The following is a 17,491-nucleotide window of genomic DNA, read 5'->3' on the forward strand; positions in this document are numbered from 1 at the left end:
TCAGCCCACGAGCCGGGCGAACTCCTGCTCGATCGCCACGATGTCCCCCGACAGCAGTGCCCACACGCCCAGTTCGACCGGGGGCAGCATGACCTCGACGTAGGCCTCGGGGCCTGCCGCGCCGGGCAGGGCGGTGAGGTCGAAACCGAACCAGTAGTACGGGACGGTCTGCGGGCTGGGCAGCCCCCACTCGGCCAGCCGGGCGAACTCGGCGAAGAACTCGGCCTGGAAGACCGCCTCGGTCTGCTGGGCCAGCGCCACGCCCGCCGCCTGGTCCGGCCCGTACGCGGTGATCAGCACGGTCAGTTGCGGCGCGTTCCGGCGCAGCCGCCACACCGCGGCCCGCGCCGCCAGCCGGGCGGTCCGGTGCACAGCGGGCACGCCGCCGGCGACCAGCCGGGCCGGCGGGATGTTGTTGGTGGCCAGGTGCAACAGCGACACCGGCTCGTCCCTCGGCACGCCCGGCGCCCGCACCACCCGGAAGTGGCCGCTGCCGCCTTGGACGCCCAGTATCTCGCCAGGTACGGCGGAGACCCTGCCGTCGGCGGCGATGAGCGTGCGCACCGCGTCGTTCGGGGCGGTGTTCGCCTGGAGATCCTGGGCGATGCTGCGCCCGGTCGCGGCCGCGCGGGCGTCGGCACTGCACGAGAGCAGGGTGAGTTCCACGTCGTTGGCCGAACCGGCGAAGGCCCGCCGGAACGCCTGGGACCCCAGGACGATGGCGGAGGTCGCGGCCCCGGTCATGGCGACGGTGTCCCCCAGCCGGGTGCGGTGGCCGGTGGCCATCGAGAAGTGGAAACCCAGGTCAGCGTCACCGTGCATGGTGGCGGCCCAGACGTGGCTGGGGTTCGCGCCCCTGGGGCTGAGGAACCAGCCAACGCGCTTGTACCGCGGGCCGGGGCCGGGCGGCGGCATCACGACACTGGCGTAGATGCGGCTGCGGACCGGGTTCTCCAGGGTGCTCTGCAGTGCCATGAACGCGCGGTCCTCGGGGTTGCTCGGGAAGAACTCGCCGCGCATGCCCAGCAGGGCGCCCGCCCGCTCGAACCTGCGCACCTGGTCCGGTCCCGGCAGGATCGGGTCGATGCGGTCGAACCCGTCACCGTCCATGACCAGGCGGCCGGTCCGCTCGAAGGTCAGCCCGCCTCTCGGGCCGTAGAAGGCCCGCGAGTACCCGCCGGGCACGAATTCGGCGGCGATCCCGGCGAGGTCGGCGACGGGGCCGTCGATGGCCGCCACCAGCACCGGGACCTCGGTCCCCTCGACGCCGTTGGCCGCGCCCTCCGGACCCAGCATGAGCCTCAGGTCGTCGCCGTCCCGCAGGTACCTGGGCAGTTCGGCCGGGACCAGCTGGAGTTCCTGGTCGTCGGCGCGCAGCGCCCGGTAGCCGTTGTCCTTGCGCGCGACGAACAGGAACACCGGCTCCCGCTGCCACGGGAAGCGCTCCCAGCGGCCGTCGGCCTTGACGAACCGCTTGCGGCGCTGCCCGCCCTTGGCCGCCCAGCGCCGCACCTGGTCGTACACCGCGGCGTCGCCGGGGAAGTGCACGAAGATGCCGGCCAGCCGCCCCATCGGCCCCATGATCATCGTCGTCTTCAGGTCGCCGGGCCTGGGCGTGGACACCAGGGTCAGCTTGCCGTCGCCGGATCGCAGGTGGACCTCGTTGAAGAACTTCTCCGCCCGCAGCGCGCCGGCGAAGTCGAAGCCGACTCCGCCGTGGCCCACCCTGACCTCGAGCGCGTCGGTTTCGAGCACGACCGGGCGAAGCGGGTTCTCGGTCAGCAGCCTGCGGAACTCGGGCTCGGCCAGCACCACCTCGCCGAGCCGGGCGCCGCTCAGCTCGGCGCGCACCCCGTTGGCCAGCGTGATCGTGGCGGTGTCCGCGGTCCCGCTCAGCCCGACCAGCAGCGGCATCCGGCTGTCCGTGTAGGTCGGCAGCCGGTTGGTGAAGGTGATGGTGTCACCGGAGCTGAAGTGCTGGATGTCGGCCAGGGTGAGCGGCGTCCACCTGGTCGGCCGTTGGTTGAGCAGCAGCACGCCGTACCTGTTGTGCGCGACCGGGCCGGTGTAGTGGTCGGCCACCCAGGGACCGGTGAGTTCGGTCAGCCGCTGCAGGAAGGCCGTGTTGAGCCGCTGGTCGCCGGGCGCCGCGGTGGTGTCGTGGGTGGTCAGCAACAGCGCGGGCCGGACCGCTCCGCCGGCCAGCCGCTGGAACTCCGGGCTGGCCGCGACCTGCTCGGCCAGCTCCTCGGCGGTGACCCGCTGCGGGGCGCCGCGCTTGCCCATGGCGTAGAACGAACCGTTGTCGGCGGTGAACATCATCCGGACCGGGTTGACGCCGTCGGCCCAGTCGGCGTCGACGAGCTGGGTGACCTTCTGACCGGGCGAGAACTCGCGCTCCAGCACCAGCGTCCGCGAGCCGAGGTCGGTGTACTTGGCCACGGTGCGGGTCATCAGCTGGGTATGCGTCGCGTTGACGGTGGTGGCCAGCATGATCTCCCGGCCGTGCGCGTCGTTCAGCAGCAGCAGTTCGACCTCGCGCGGGCCCGCCGCGGCCACCGGCTGCGCGGGTCCCGCCACGGCGGCCGGGAGCTGAGCGGCGGGCGGTGGGGTGCCGAACAGGTCATAGGCACGGTCCGCGAAGAGGTGGGCCGGATACGGGGCGTACCCGTCCTGGTCCAGCTGGTCGGTCCAGGCGAACAGCCGCACGGCCTGTTCCTGGGCCGCCGGGCTCAGCGGCAGCAGCTCCAGGAAGCCCAGCAGCACCTCGAGTGCCGCCTCGGGTTCGGCCGGTGTGCTGCTCGGGTCGGCTTCCAGCGCGTCGAGCCGCCGGTGCAGGGCCGGGTCCCTGGCGGCCAGCGCCATCGCGGCGGACAGCTCGGCATGCGCCTGCCACACCGCGGGATCCAGGCTGCCGGCGAGGAACCGGAACTCCAGGCGGTCGCGGATCGCCTCGAACGCCTTGGCCAGCCGCGTGCGCCGGGCGTGCTCCCGCGGCTGGAGCTGTTCGGCGAAGTCGAGGTGCACCTGGCCGCCGGCGTGACCTTGGTGGGATCGGATGACCGCCAGCACGTCCTCGAGTCCGGTCCAGCCTGCCCGATCGCCCTTGCCGACCGGTGAGACCACCTTGATCCCGTTGGTGTGCGCGGACTCCGAGACGATCGTCCACTCCGGACGCTGCTCGATGGCCTGTCTCAGCTCGTCGGCCGGCTGGACCTCGACGGTGAAACCGAGGCTGGTGTCCGCCCGGCTGCTCACGCCGCCGGGAACCCCATCGGGGTGGAAGGTCAGCGGGTGTCCGCCGCCCGCGATCACCTCCAGTCCGTCGGCGTGGATCACGCCCAGGTGCCGCAACCGGATCGCGCGCAGCCGGCCGGTCAGCTCGCGGGCGGCGGTCAGCCGGTCGGTGAGATCGGGGAGGTCCGGCCCGGACCGCAGCCGCTCGCCCAGCTCGGTCCAGACCCGCGTCCTGGCGCGCAGTTCGGTCTGGAAGCCGGCGGGGAAGGCCGCGAGGTGCCGGTTGATCTGCGCGATCTCGTCGGTGAGCAGGTCCAGCCGCGCCTGCCGGGCGGCGTCGGCGGCAGGCGATTTGGCCAGCGGTGGGCCGCTGAACCCGGCGCCGGACAGCTCGGCGTGGGCGGTGGCTCTGTCCAGGTGCACCTGGACGAGCACCTCGCGGCCGGTGCCAGGCTCGTCCGCCTCGACCGCGTGGATCGGGATGTCGGCCAGGTCGAAGGACAACCCGAGTGTGGCCAGCACCTCGGCTTCGGCCGCCAATGCTGTCCGGAACTCCTGCTCGACCAGCCGCACCGGCATCCCGTCGAGCGCGCCGGTGGCCAGGGTGACCGACGGGAGCCTGCTGCCGGGCTGCAGCACGGCCCGGCCGGCGGCCGCGCGGGCGGTCCGGTATGCCAGTTCCCGCAACGCCTCCTGTTGCTCGGCGGGTGCGGGGTCCTGGTCCCCCGCGAACTCCAGCCGCACCTCGTCCAACCGGTCGGCCAGCAGGTCCCTGACCCGGATCAGCGGCTGCTCACCCTCGGGCACGCCGACCTCGGCGAAGGTGCCGCCGCCGCGTACCCGGAGCGCGACGCCCTGGTACTTCAGCTCCAGCACGTTGCTCGCGGCGGTGGCGCCCGCCAACTTCCGGTCCGGCAGGTCGAGGTTCCACTGGTCCACGATCGACCACGCGGCCGGCGTCGCGCCGGGGTAGGCGGGCGCGTTCAGCCAGCACACCCTGGCCTCCAGCCAGGGCGAGTCCTCCGGATGGGCCTGCAGAAAGGTCGCGCTGCCGTGCAGCACCGGGGCGGCGGCCCGGCCGGTCAGCGTCACCACATCGCCCCTGCCGTGCGGGAAACCCGTCTTCCGAGCGACGATCAGGCCGGACCGCAGGCCGTGCGCGACCACCTTCCAGGTGTTGTCGTGGTGCGGGGCGACCAGGGCCAGGTTGTCGTACTCGGCCCCCTGCTCGTTGAGCTGCTGCTGGAAGTAGAAGCGACTGCCCGCGTCGTCGGTGTTCCGGTGGGCCAGCGCGTCAGCCTGGAGGTCGAAGTCCTCTGAGGGCAGGAACTCCCCGTCGATCGTGCCGTCCGCGCGCACGGCCGGGTACCTGACCACGGTGTCGGCGCTCGGGTGCGGTGGTGGCGCCGACCGGAACTCCGCGAGGTCGGTGCGCAGGGTGCCATCGGGCCGGAAGTCGAACTCCCCGGCCGCGGTGTGGGTGGTGCGCGAGTAGCCGCCGTCGGCGAAGCCGTCGATGATTTCCTTGCGGCCCAGCACGGTCCCGCCCAGGGCGGCCAGCACGATCGAGGGTTCCTGCCCGTGCACCAGGTCGGCGCCCGCGGTGCCGCGGCCGAGCAGGCCGCGCAGGGTGGGGTCGTTGCCCAGGACTCCGGCGAGGTCTCGCGGGCTCAGGTCCAGCGGCTCGCCGCGGCGGGTGCCGAGGTAGCCGGTGGGCGTGCGCCTGGCCACCACAAAAACCGGTGGTGTGGCCGAGCCGCGCCACGGCGCGGGCGCCTCGCCAGCGGGCAGGGTGACCGTGGCCAGGGTGCCGGGTGTGCTCGCCGATGCCCACTGCCGCAACCGTTCCACCAGGATCTCATCGCCCGGGGAACGGACCAGCAGCAGTCGCGGGGTGCCGTCGGCGGCGCGGATCCGCAGCACGTCCAGTTCCCCGGCCCTGGGCTGGGACACCAGGGCCAGCTCGGGCGGGTGGTCGGCGTCCCAGGCCAGGCCGCCGTCGCCGGTGAGCGAGTACACGTCCGGGTAAAGGCCGTGCGCGTGCAGTGCGGAGGCGAAATCGAAGCCGAAGCCGCCGTAACCGTTGTGCGCGGCGCCGTTCGGGGTGATCACCACGACCGGGCTGCCCGGGTGCAGCCGCAGCGCGCCGGTGAACTCGGGCCGCCGGGCCAGCCAGTCCCCGGCCCAGTAGCCGTTCTCCTCGGTGACGAATCCGCCGGGGTGCGCCACGGACGTGCTGTGGCCGGAGCCGGCGGCGAGCACGAACAGCGGTGTCCGGCCGTCCCGCCCTGCTCCGGTGAGACGGACCTGCCGGACCGCGGTGGCAAAGGGCCGCATGTCCGCCTGCGACCACGCGTTCTCCGGTGCCGGCAGGCCGAAGACCCGGCCGGTATGGAAGAGGTCGCGGGTGGGGAACGGGGTGGGCCGGTGCCGGAAGGTGTTCGGCTCGGGGATGATCAGCACGCCGTAGGGGTCGAACTCGACCGGGCCGGAGTAGGTGTTGCTCTCCCAGTGCCCGCCGGTGCGCCTGCCCAGCTCGGCCAGGAACCGCTCGACGTGCTGACGCGGCGGGGCATCCGGCGCGGTGTCGCGGACCACGATGTTCAGCGCGGGCCGGACGCCGCCGCCGATCGCCTGGCCGAATCCAGGGTCCGCGGCCAGGTCGGCGGCCCGTTGCTCCGGGGTCCGCTCGACGGCGACCCCGGCGGGCAGGCCGACCCGGAAGTCGCCGGAGGGCGCCACGTCCAGGTAGATCCCGATCGGCCGGGTCCGGCCCGGTTCCAGCCGCCACTGCGCGGGCATCGGGTGTTCCTCGACGATCCGCCTGCCCAGCTGGTCGTAGTGGGTGACGGCCAGCACCCGCTCGGCGTGCGTGGTCGCGTTCCTGGCGCCGCGCTCGGGCCACGGATCGCCGGTGAGGTTGAACCCGTGGCGGTGGCCCTCGGCGTTGGTCAGCACGGTCGGGCGCACCTCCTCGGCGCGCGGCGTGGACACCAGGTGGAAGTCGGCGTCCCCGGCCGCGGGCAGCTCGGCGGCGGCCGCCGGGTTGACGGTCAGCACCGCCGCCTCGACGTGCCGGTACGCGCCTCCGTGACGCAGTTCCGTGGCGAAGTCGGCCGCGTGCCGCCAGGCGTCGTCGGGGCTGTCGCGGGCGAGCAGGACGATCCGCACCCTGGTGCCCGGATCCCCGGCGATCTCCCCGCCGTCGCGCAGGATCGTCCCGGCCGCCGCGCGCGCTTCCAGGTCCCGGCTGTCGCCGACCAGGAACCCGTCCGTGGTGGCCACCAGGTAGACGTAGAGCGGGCCCTCCCGGTCCACGGCCAAGCCGGCGTGCACCTGGTACATCCGCAGCGGCCAGCCATGGGTGTGCGAGCGGTCCGGCACCAGGGCCAGGCCGCCGGGGGTGTTGGCGCTGGGCGGGTAGCTGACGGCGGCGATCCGCCCGGCACGGCCCTTGGTGACAACGGGGCCCGAATCCGGCCCCGCGGCGGGCAGTTCCGGCGGCACCGGCGCCACGGGCACGCCGATCTCGTGGAACATGCCGTCCTCGCGCACGCGCCGCTTGCCCGTCTGCGGCAGCACGACCGGCTGATCGGCGCCCCACAGGGTGAGCGGCTGGAACTCCCGCTCCCCCGCCTGCTTGATCAGGTAGGCCACGGAGAACTGGCCAGGGTGGGCGGCGGCGGTCAGACAGTGGCCGAGCAACACCTCGTCCCTGGCACCGGCCTGCTGATAGATCTCGCTGCCGAAAATCGCCCGCGCGCCGGCGGATCCGTTCAGCCACACCACATCGCCGCGCACGTGCGGCCGCCCGGTGGCCATCGCGAAGCCGATGCCAAGGCCCTTTTCACCGTGGCCGTCCACAATCCACGGGTCCCGCCCTGCCCACGGCGCCGCCGCGCCCACGATCCGCTGCTGCCCGAGGGTGGTGACCTCCCGCTCGTAGGTGTCCTGGGTCGCGCCGACGAAGCGCATGCCGTTGAGCGCGTCGGAGAGCACGTCGAAGTCCTCGGTGGGGAAGAACTGGCCGTGCACCGTGCCGTCGGCGCGGATGTGCGGGTAGCCAATGAGTTCGCCGGGTCCGGGCGTGCTCGGGGCGACCCGCTGGAACCGCCCGTGCTCGATCCGCAGGGCGCCCGGCTGGTCGAAGGCGATCCGGCCGTCCGGGGTGAACATTGGGCGCGAGTAGCCACCGGGGACCAGCGCGGCGGCGAACTCCCGGAGCCCGGTCACCGGCGCACCGAAGCCGATCAGCACCAGCGGGCGGGTCCAGTCCGTGTCCGCCAGCCAGCGCAGGGCGGGCTCGTCCCGCAGCGCCTGGGCCAGTTCGGTCGCCGAGATCGTGGCGCCTGCCTGATCCGCGCGCTGGACGGCGAAGCCGGGCCCGGTGGTCTGGGCGAGGATGAACACCGGCGGCGAGTCCTCGGTCCACGGCTGGTCCAGCGGCTGGCCGGGCGCGTCCAGGAAGGTGGCCAGTGCGCCCTCTTCGGCCTGCTCGATCCAGGCATGCAGGGTCGCGACGAAGTGCTCGTCCCCAGGTGCGTGCACCAGCAGGATGTCGGTCTTGTCCTCCATGCTGGACAGCACGGACGTTTTCAGGTCACCGTCCCGCCAGGTCGAGACCAGCTCGAACGCCAGGTCGCGGACCGGCCCGCTGGGCGCGTAGACGTCGTTGAAGTGCCCGGCGGACCGCAACGCGCCGGCGAAGTCGAAGCCCAGCCCGCCGTGGTTCCGCCGCGCCGCGCCCTCCGCGGCGACGAGCACGACCGGCCGGTGCGGCTCGTTCGCCACCAGGGCGCGGAATCCGGGATCCGACAGCAGCAGTGTGCCGAGCTTGTCGCCCTCGGCCTCGGTGATCCGGCCGTTGCCGAGTGCCACGTTCGCGTGGCCGCTGGCGCCGTCGAGTGCGACGTAGATCGGATCCCGATCGCCCCACGGACCGCCGGTGGCGCCCTCGGCGAACTGCCGCAACCGGTTGATGGCGGTGTCCCGGTCGGCCCCGACGGGGAAGCCGAACAGCGGGCCGGTGGCGAAGTGGTTCACCTCGTTGAGGGCCAGCTGGATCTCGGTGAACCGTTCGCCCGGCTGCACGGTCAGCTGGCCGTAGAAGCCGTAGCCGATCGAGCCGGTCCTGGCGTGGCCGGGCCACGGTCCGGCGAGTCGCCGCAACGAGTCCAGCAGGGCGGTGTTCGGGTCCACCTGGCCGGGGGTCAGCTCGTTGGTGGCCAGCACGATCGGCGGCCGCACGCCGGCCTGGCCGGCCGCGGCGAACACGGTGGTCGCCAGGGTCAGCTCGGCCAGCTCGGCCCCACTGACCTCGAGCTGCCGGTCCTTGCCCTTGAGCAGCACCACATGCCGGCCGTCCTTGGCCTCCAACGTGAGCAGGCTCGGTTCGGTCCGGCCTGCCCCGGTGGCCGGGGACCACGGCGCGACGGTCTCGGTCCCCTTCAGCACGCTGTCGTCGAGGTCCTCGTCCTTCTCCGCGATCAGCCGCCGCGAATGGCTGGTGGCCTTCTCCGGCAACGCCTCCCAGGTCTGCTTCGCGTCCGCCGTCCCTGGGAAGCCCACGCCGTAGACCTTCTTGCTCACATCGGTCAGCGGCACCCACTCGACATCGGCCAGGTCCAGCCGGGAGACCCGCTGGAAACCGCCGGGCCGCGACTGGTCCACGGCGAGCACCTCGCGGTAGGAACCAGAGCCACGCAACGCATCAGCGAACTCCCGCAACGCACCGGTGTGGCGGGCGGGATCGGCGCCGAGCACCGCCACTGGGAGGTCCGGATCGGCGGCCAGCGCCTGACGGTAGGCGTCGGCACCGGCGACCCGGGCGGCCAGATCCGCGCCGTCGGCCAGGTCGCGGGCGGTGGCGAAAACGTAGAACGGATCGGGCTGACCGGAACGCGCGGGCAGCCCCTGGTAGACGGCCTGCCACTGCGCCAGTTCGGCCGGGTCGCGGGCGAAGGCGAGCGCGCCGCGCGCGTTCGGACCGGCCGCGAACGCCACTGCGGCTGGCTCGTGCCGGGGCCGCTTGGCCGGGGGCTGTTGCGGGCCGCCCTTGGTGACAACGGGGCCCGAACCCGGCCCCGCGGCCGGGAGTTCCGGCGGCGGGGACGCCACGGGCGCGCCGATCTCGTGGAACATCCCGCTGTCACGCACGGTCCGTCTGCCCGTTTTCGCCAGCGCGGCCACCTGATCGGCGCCCCACAGGGTGACCGGCCCGAACTCCCGGTCGGCTGCCTGCTTGATCAAGTAGGCCACGGAGAACTGGCCGGGGTAGGCGGCAGCGGTCGAGCAGTGGCCGAGCAGCACCGCGTCCCTGGCGCCTGCCTGCTGGTAGACCTCGCTGCCGAAAATCGCCCGCGCACCCGCGGATCCGTTCAGCCACACCACATCGCCGCGCACGTGCGGCCGCCCGGTGGCCATCGCGAAGCCGATACCGAGCCCCTTTTCGCCGTGGCCGTCTACGATCCACGGGTCCCGCCCTGCCCACGGCGCCGCGGCGCCCACTTTCTGTTTCTGTCCAAGGGTGTTCAGCAGCGGCCTGCCACTCGGCCCTCGGGTGGGGGTAGGAACCTCCCGGTGGTAAAGGTTCTGCATCTCGCCGACGAAACGCATGCCGTTGAGCGCGTCGGAGAGCACGTCGAAGTCCTCGGTCGGAAAGAACTGGCCGTGCACCGTGCCGTCAGCGCGGACGTGCGGGTAGCCGACCAGGTCGCCGGGTCCGGGCGTGATCGCAGCGACGTGGTGGAACCGACCGTGCTCGACCCGCAGCACTCCCGGCTGGTCGAAGGCGATCCGGCCGTCCGGGGCGAACATCGGGCGGGCATAGCCACCGGGCACCAGCGCGGCGGCGAACTCCCGGAGCCCGGTCACCGGCGCGCCGAAGCCGATCAGCAGGACCGGGCGGGTCCAGTCGGTGCCCATCAGCCGGCGCAGTGCGGGCTCGTCTCGCAGCGCCTGGGCCAGTTCGGTCGCCGAGATGGTGGCGGCTGCCCCATCCGCGCGCTGGGCGGCGAAGCCCTGCTCGGTGGTCTGGGCGAGGATGAACACCGGCGGTGTGTCCGCATCCCATGGCAGGTCCTGCGGTTGCCCGTGCGCGTCCAGGAAGGTGGTCAGTGCGCCTTCATCGGCCTGCTCGATCCAGGCCCGCAGGTCCGTGCCGAACTCCTCGTCCCCGGGTGCGTGCAGTAGCAGGATGTCGGCCTTGTTGTCGCTGGACAACACTGTCGTCTTCAGGTCACCGTCCCGCCAGGTCGAGACCACCTCGAACGCCGAGTCGCGGACCGGCCCGCTGGGCGCGTAGACGTCGTTGAAGTGGCCGGCGGACCGCAACGCGCCGGCGAAATCGAAGCCCAGCCCACCGTGGTTCCGCCGCGCCGCGCCCTCCGCGGCGACGAGCACGACCGGCCGGCCCGGCTCATTCGCCACCAGGGCAAGGAATCCGGGATCCGACAGCAGCAGCACGCCGAGCTTGTCGCCCTCGGTCTCGGCGATCCGGCCATTGCCGAGTGCCACGTTCGCGTGGCCGCTGGCGCCGTCGAGTGCGACGTAGATCGGATCCCGGTCACCCCACGGACCACCGGTGCTCTCGGCGAACTGCCGCAACCAGTCGATCGCGGCGTCCCGGTCCGCCCCGACCGGGAAGCCGAACAGCGGCCCGGCGGCGAAGTGGTTCACCTCGTCGAGGGTCAGCCCGATCTCGGTGAACCGCTCGCCCGGTCGCACGGTCAGCTGGCCGAAGCCGCCGTGGCCGACCGAGCCGGTCAGGGCATGACCGGGCCACGGTCCGGCCAATCGCCGCAACGAGTCCAGCAGGGCCGTGTTCGGGTCCGTTTCACCTGGGCTCAGCTCGTTGGTGGCCAGCACGATCGGCGGCCGCACCCGAGCCTGACTTGCCGCGGCGAACACGGTCGTCGCCAGGGCCAGCTCGGTCAGCTCATCCCCGCTGACCTCAAGCTGCCGGTCTTTGCCCTTGAGCAGCACCACATGCCGGCCATCCTTGGCCTCCAGCATGAGTGAGCCCGGCTCGGTCCGGCCTGCCGCAGTGGCCGGGGACCACGGCGCGACGGTCTCGATGCCCTCCCGCAACCCGTCGTCGGAGTCCTCGCTCTCGGTCCCGTCCACCGAGCTGTCGTAAGAGTCCTCGGTCCCGTCCATTGAGCTGTCGTCGGCATCCTCGTCCTTCTCCGCGATCAGCCGCCGCGAATGACTGGTGGCCTTCTCCGGCAACGCCGCCCAGTCCTGCTTCGCGGCCGCGGTGCCGGGGAAACCGACGCCGTAGACCTTCTTACCCACATCGGTCAGCGGCACCCACTCCACATCCGCCAGGCCCAGCCGGGAGACCCGCTGGAAACCACCGGGCCGCGACTGGTCCGCGGCGAGCACCTCGCGGTAGGAACCAGAACCACGCAACGCCTCAGCGAACTCGCGCAGCTCGCGGGCGAAACGGGCGGGATCGGCGCCGAGCACCACCACCGTGAGGTCCGGATCAGCGGCCAGCGCCTGACGGTAGGCGTCGGCACCGGCGACCCGGGCGGCCAGATCCGCGCCGTGCACGAAGTCACGGGCGGCGGCGAAGACGTAGAACGGATCAGGCTGGTCAGGACGCGCGGGCAGTCCCTGGTAGACGGTCCGCCACTGGGCCAGTTCGGCCGGGTCGCGGGCGAAGGCGAGCGCGCCGCGGGCGTTCGGGCCGGCCGGGAACGCCACCCCGGCCGGCTCGTGCCGGGGCCGCTTCGCCTGGCGGCCCTCGGTCGATTCGTCCGATGAGGACAGTCCGCGGGTGCCGGGGACCGCGGTCGTGGGTCGGGCGGTGGCGGGCCGGGGTGCGCCGGGCGGGGACTGCCGCGATGTGAGAGCCGCGAGCGCCAGGTTCAGCGCGTCCGTGGCGGCGACGTCCCTGGGGGTCGCCTGGGCCGTGAGCAGCGCCTGCTCGCCGACGTCGGGCCCGGAGAGCAGCACCTCGACCTGGACGCCGCTGTCCTGGTGCGGCCCGGCTTCGCGGCCGTGCACGCGCAGCACCACGTGCTCGGGCCGGACGTCCAGGCCCAGCTCACCCAGCCGCACCCCGTGGGCGGTCAGCTCGTCGGTGAACACCGCGGCGACCGCGTCCGCCCTGGCCTGCCCGTTCGCCTGGCCGCGGTGCCGGCGGAACGGGACGGGGTGGCCGTACCCGTCGACGGTCACCTCGGGCGGCGGCACGTTGTTGGCCCGTCGCCAGGCCGCCGCGGCGGCCACCGCGCGGGCCAGGCCGCGCACCTCGGCCACCTCGGAACCCGGCAGGATGGTGCTCCCCCTGGGGAAAACCACCTTCAGCCCCGGGATCCGGCTCATCGTGAGATCGGCGATCCGCACCTCCGGCGGACCCACCCCGTCCGCGGGCAGCACCTCGGCGAAGGCACCGTCCTCGACCTGGCGGGTCGCCGCGTTCTCCCACACCCCGACCACCCCGGAGGCGCCGAACACCCGCGCCGGAACACCGCGGAGCCGCCGCCACTTGATCTGGAACTCGGCGGCCCTGGTGGGGTCCGGCAGGCGGGGTTTGTTCAAGCAGCACTGCCCCAGCAGGACCGGGCCGGCGGGGTCCAGGCCCGCCTGCTGGAACACCTCGGTGCCGAAGACCAGGGTCGCGGCCGCCGCCCCGTCGACCAGGACGGCGTCGCCGATGTGCAGCGGCTGGTCGGTGCGCAGCCCGAACTGGAAGCCCACGGTGGAACCGTGGCCGTCGAGGGACCAGGACCGGCCGGGGATCCCCGCCCACGGTGCGAGGTAGGCGACGCTGCGGGTGACGTCCTGGCCCGCGCTGTCCTGCTCGGTGATCTCCCGGAAGTAGTACTGCTGCCGGGTCGCGGAATCACGGTAGGCGGCCAGGTGCATCTGGTGGCCGTCCGTCTCGTCGCGCGGCAGGAACTGCCCGTGCACACCCAGCGCCTCGTTCGCCATGGCGTGCGTGACGATGTCCCCCGAGCCTGGGACCATTGGCGCTCGCGAGGTGAAACCGTTGCCGGTCAAGGTGATCCGGCCGTCCTGGGTCAGGGTGGTCTCCCCCTTCGGCGTGTGGATCCACCGGGAGAAGCCGCCGCTGAGCAGGGACTTGCCGAACTTCTGGGCGCCGGTGGTCTTCCCGTCCAGTCCCAGCAGCACGAGCGACCGGTCGCGGCCGACGCCAATCCCCCGCCCCAGGATCCGCCGCAGTTCCGGATCGGCGCGCAGGACCTGGCCGAGCTGGTCCGGGGTGAGGGACATGGCGTGCCTGGGATCCGTCTGATCCCGCCACAGGCCCCGGTAACCGAGGTCGCCGGAACTCGCGAGCACGAACAGCGGCAGTTCGCCCTGCCGCCAGGGCGCTTCCTCCGTCCGGGCGCCGCCCGCCACCGCGGACCGCCGCACGCTGTCCGCGGTGACGTTCCAGGACCACACGTCGACCTCGTCGTCCTGCCGCTGATCGCCAATGGACAGGTGCACCGCCACCGGCACGCCGTCCCGGTTGGCCAGCACCTTCCGGCGCAGGTCCCCGGCCCGCAGCTCGGAAACGCGGACGAAACTGACGCCCGGTCCGGTCTGGATCCGGTCCGCCTCGATCCGGGCCGGGCCGTCGGGCGCGTGCGTGTCGTGGAAGAAGCCCTCGGCCCGCAGCGCCCCGGCGAAGTCGAAGCCGAGCCCGCCGAAGTTGTTGCGCACCGCGGCATCGCGGCCCACCAGCACCACCGGCCGCCGCGGATCAGTCTCCAGCTGCTGCCGGAAACCCTGGTCCGCCAGCAGCATCCGCCCGAACTGCCTGCCGTCCAGCTCCAGCGCGGGGCCGGCCACGGTCCCGATGCGCACGTGCTTGCCGTCCGGGGAGTCCACCGCGACGACCAACGGATCGGTGCCCTGCCACGGCCCGCCCAGCCTGGCGGTGCCGCGCTCGACCTCGTCGATGAAGTCCCGCAGTGCGGCCGTTTCCGCCGCGGAGTCGCGGAGGCCGCCGCGCACCGGGAAACCGAACACCGAGTCCGCGGACACGTGCACCACCTCGGCCAGCGCCGGTGGCTTGCCCTCGGTGAACTTCGAGCCCGCGGGCACGGCCGCCACGGCGTAGGCGTCGGGCCTGGTGTCGCCGGTGACGTCCCAGCTCACCCAGGGCCCGCTCAGCTCACGCAGCTTGGCCAGGAACCGGGCGTTGGACAGGCCCCTCGCGCCGGGGGCCAGCGCGTCGTCCTTGCCGATCACCAGCAGTGGCGGGCGGATCGGACCGCCGGTGAGTTGCTGGAACATCGAGGAGCGGTGCAGCAGCGAGGCCAGGTGTTCCGGGGTGACCGGCAGCAGGGACTCGTCGTCCAGGCGCACGGTGAATTCGGGGCCGGAGCTGCCCACCATCAGCACCACGGGCCGCGTCCGGTCGCCGTCGGTGGCCGGGGCCCAGACCTGGGTGGTGTACTCCCGCTGCCAGGCGCCCGCGGCGTCGACCGACTCCGTGGCCACCGCCCGCAGGCGGTAGTCGGTGGTGTCGGCCAGCCTGTCCGCCGATTCGGCGGCGAAGGCCATGCCGAAGGACTGGCCGTGCTCGCGTTTCAGCTCGTGCCAGTGGAGATCGTCCGGTCCAGCCACGGACACCAGGTCGAACGAGGCGGTCGCCACGCCGGCGGCGTCCAGTGCCAGCCGGTCGGTGGCCGCGCTGATCTTGCGGTATTTCCCGTTGCCGCGCAACGCTTCGGCGAACTCCCGCGCGGCCCGCCGCGACCCCATCGGATCCGCCGGATCCGCGGCGGCCAGCCGCACCGGCACCTTGTGGTGGTCGGCGAGGAAGTGGAACCACGGCGAGGTCCGCACCCGCCGGGCGAGTTCGGCCCCGTCGATCAGCGCGCCGTCGACCAGGAACCGGTCGCCCTGGCCGGTGGCGTAGACGTAGAACGGCTTGGCCCGCTGCGACACCGAGGGCAGCGCCTGGTGCAGCTCGTCCCACTGGTCGTTCTCGGACGCGCCGGTCGCGCCGAAGCTGAGGCCGCCCGCGGTGTTCGCGTTCACCCCGTGCTCCCCACCGCCAGGCTGGGCGACGCGCACCGTCGACCGGCTGCCCGCGGAGGCCACCGAGGCGGTGTCGCTGTCGCTGTCCGGACTGGCGCCGACAGTCGTCAGACCAGCTCCGGTACCAATCGTCACCGGCCCGCCAGAGCTACCGACGAAGATCACCGACCCGGGGTCGCTGTCGGAGTCACTGTCGGAGAGGGCGAGGCCCGGCATGGTGGGCGCCGAACGCAGGCCCGGTCGAGGGGTGAGGCCGAAGCCCCGCCACTCGGCCAGCTCGGCCTCCAACTCCGGGTCCTCGCCGACCGGCTCGTTCGAGTCGTCCTCGTCCGAGGCCGGGTCGAACTCGGACTCCTGATCCGAGGCCGGGTCGAACTCCGACTCCTCGTCCTGCTCGTCGGCGACCGGTGCGATCTCCGGGTCGAAGCCCGGGTTCGGCCGGAACTCGCCCAGCCCGCCGTCGGCGGTGATCTCCTGGGCGCCCCGGATGAAACGCGGCCGCACCCCACCGGCGAACGCGATCTCCGCCTCGTGCTCGTGCAGCGGCGAATGCGCCAGCATGGTGTCGTTGACGACGATGCCGCCGGGCGCCTGGATCTCGTACCGGAACCGGCCGTGGTACAGCCCGCCGGTCCGCGGGTGCCGGTGCAGCTCCGGGTCGCTGGTGAGCGAGACGTACACGCTGTCGTTGTCGGCGACCACCCGGGACATCAGGTCGTAGTTGACCCGGTCGTGCGGCACGAAGCCGTCGGCGAACACCTGCTCCGGACGGGCCAGGTCGTACCGGTACAGCGGCTCGGCCGAGGTCCGCCAGGCCGGGTCCCAGTCGTCGATCCGGTCCGGCAGGACCCCGTGCACGGCGACCGCGCGCAACTCGTGCTCGTCCACGCCGTACCCGCGCGAGGTGGTCCCGTCAGCGGGCGCCGATCGGCGCGCGAGGATCGGCGCGCGCGGGCCCGCGCCCAGCTCAGTCGGCGTCTCCTCGGTGGGGAAGAAGGCCCCGGCCCACCCCCGGGACACGGGCACTCGCAGGAAGCCACCGGGGCCGCCGAGGTGCCGCTGCGTGGTGCGCCGGGTGTCGTCCCCGGCGTGCGGGAAGAACGTCGCGCTGACCCCGGCGCTCTCCCGGTCGGCCCAGGCCGCCAGCTCCGCCGGAGTCATGCTGATCGGGTCGGCGAACTCCGGGTCGTTGAGGACGAAGGCCCGCTGACCGTCCACAATGGTCGCCCGCAGGTAGGCCGCGTGGATCGGGGTGTCCAGCACGGTTCCGTCGCCCGCGGCCACCTGCCGCCAGAACTCCGCTCGCTCCCCCGCCGTCGCCAGGTTTGCCGCCAGGTCGACCCGGGGCTGCCTGCCGTCGAGCAGATCGGTGGTGCCGAACAACGTGCCGTCCGGCTCCAGCGCCAGCTGCGCCTGGATCTTGGCGACATACTGCTCTTGGTCGACCCCGGTGAGCCTGCGCGCGCCCCGGTCCACCAGCAGTGGCGCGGCCAGCACCGCGCTGCCCACCCAGTCACCCTCGCGGACCTTCGGCGTGAGCACCGGCACCGTGGGCCGGTTCAGCTCGGCGGCGGCCAGTTTCTGCATTGACCGGGCCCAGCGATCGGTCAGCGCCCGCCATTCCCGGCGCACACCGGGGTCGCGCTGATCCGCGACCACCAGTTCCAGCGCCCGCCCTTCGATGGCCTCGAACTCGGCCCGTGCGTCCGCGACCCGTTTCCTGGTCATCTGCTCCTGGGTGCGGCCGAACAGCCGGTCCCGGGCATTCCTGATCTCGGCGGGGACCCGGCCGATGCGGTTCTCGGTGGCGGCGGCCACGGTGCGGCCGAGGTGCAGCAGGGCGGGCAGGCCCGGCGTCCTGGTGCGGACACCGGTGTTGACCGCGGCCGCGACGCAGGTGGTGAGGAAGTACTGCTCCTCGTGGCCGGTACCGGCGAACAGCGCTTCGGTGAGCGCCGCCGGATTCGCCCGCAACGCGGTGGACAACGGCGTCCCGGCCACCGCCGCCCTGACACCCGCGCCGAGGTTCACCTGTCCCAGGACGGCCAGGCGCACCGGCAGTTCGGCCGCCGGGATGGCGAGGCCGTGCACCAGCGAGGTGGGTTGGGTGAACGGATCCTCGCCCCGGGCAAGGGAAGTGTTCAGATCGTCGAGGAGCTGCGGGAGCCGGGCGGAGCTGATCGGCCTGATCTCACGCAGGTCCCTGGCCGGGGTCAGCGACGCCGCCAGCAGCGCCTCGGTGACGAAC

General features: G+C 73.1%; 1 protein-coding gene (running past one end of the window). It reads right to left on the reverse strand.

Features of this window, described 5'->3' with window-relative positions; genetic code table 11:
• Positions 1 to 17,491: the 3' portion of a protein-glutamine glutaminase family protein gene (locus tag ACTOWY_RS08360; protein WP_441309130.1), read on the reverse strand. The gene runs 13,544 nt beyond the window's last position; only the last 17,491 of its 31,035 coding nucleotides appear in the window; its start codon lies beyond the right edge, outside the window; its stop codon occupies positions 1 to 3.

Source organism: Crossiella sp. CA198, assembly GCF_052078295.1.
Lineage (GTDB): Bacteria > Actinomycetota > Actinomycetes > Mycobacteriales > Pseudonocardiaceae > Crossiella.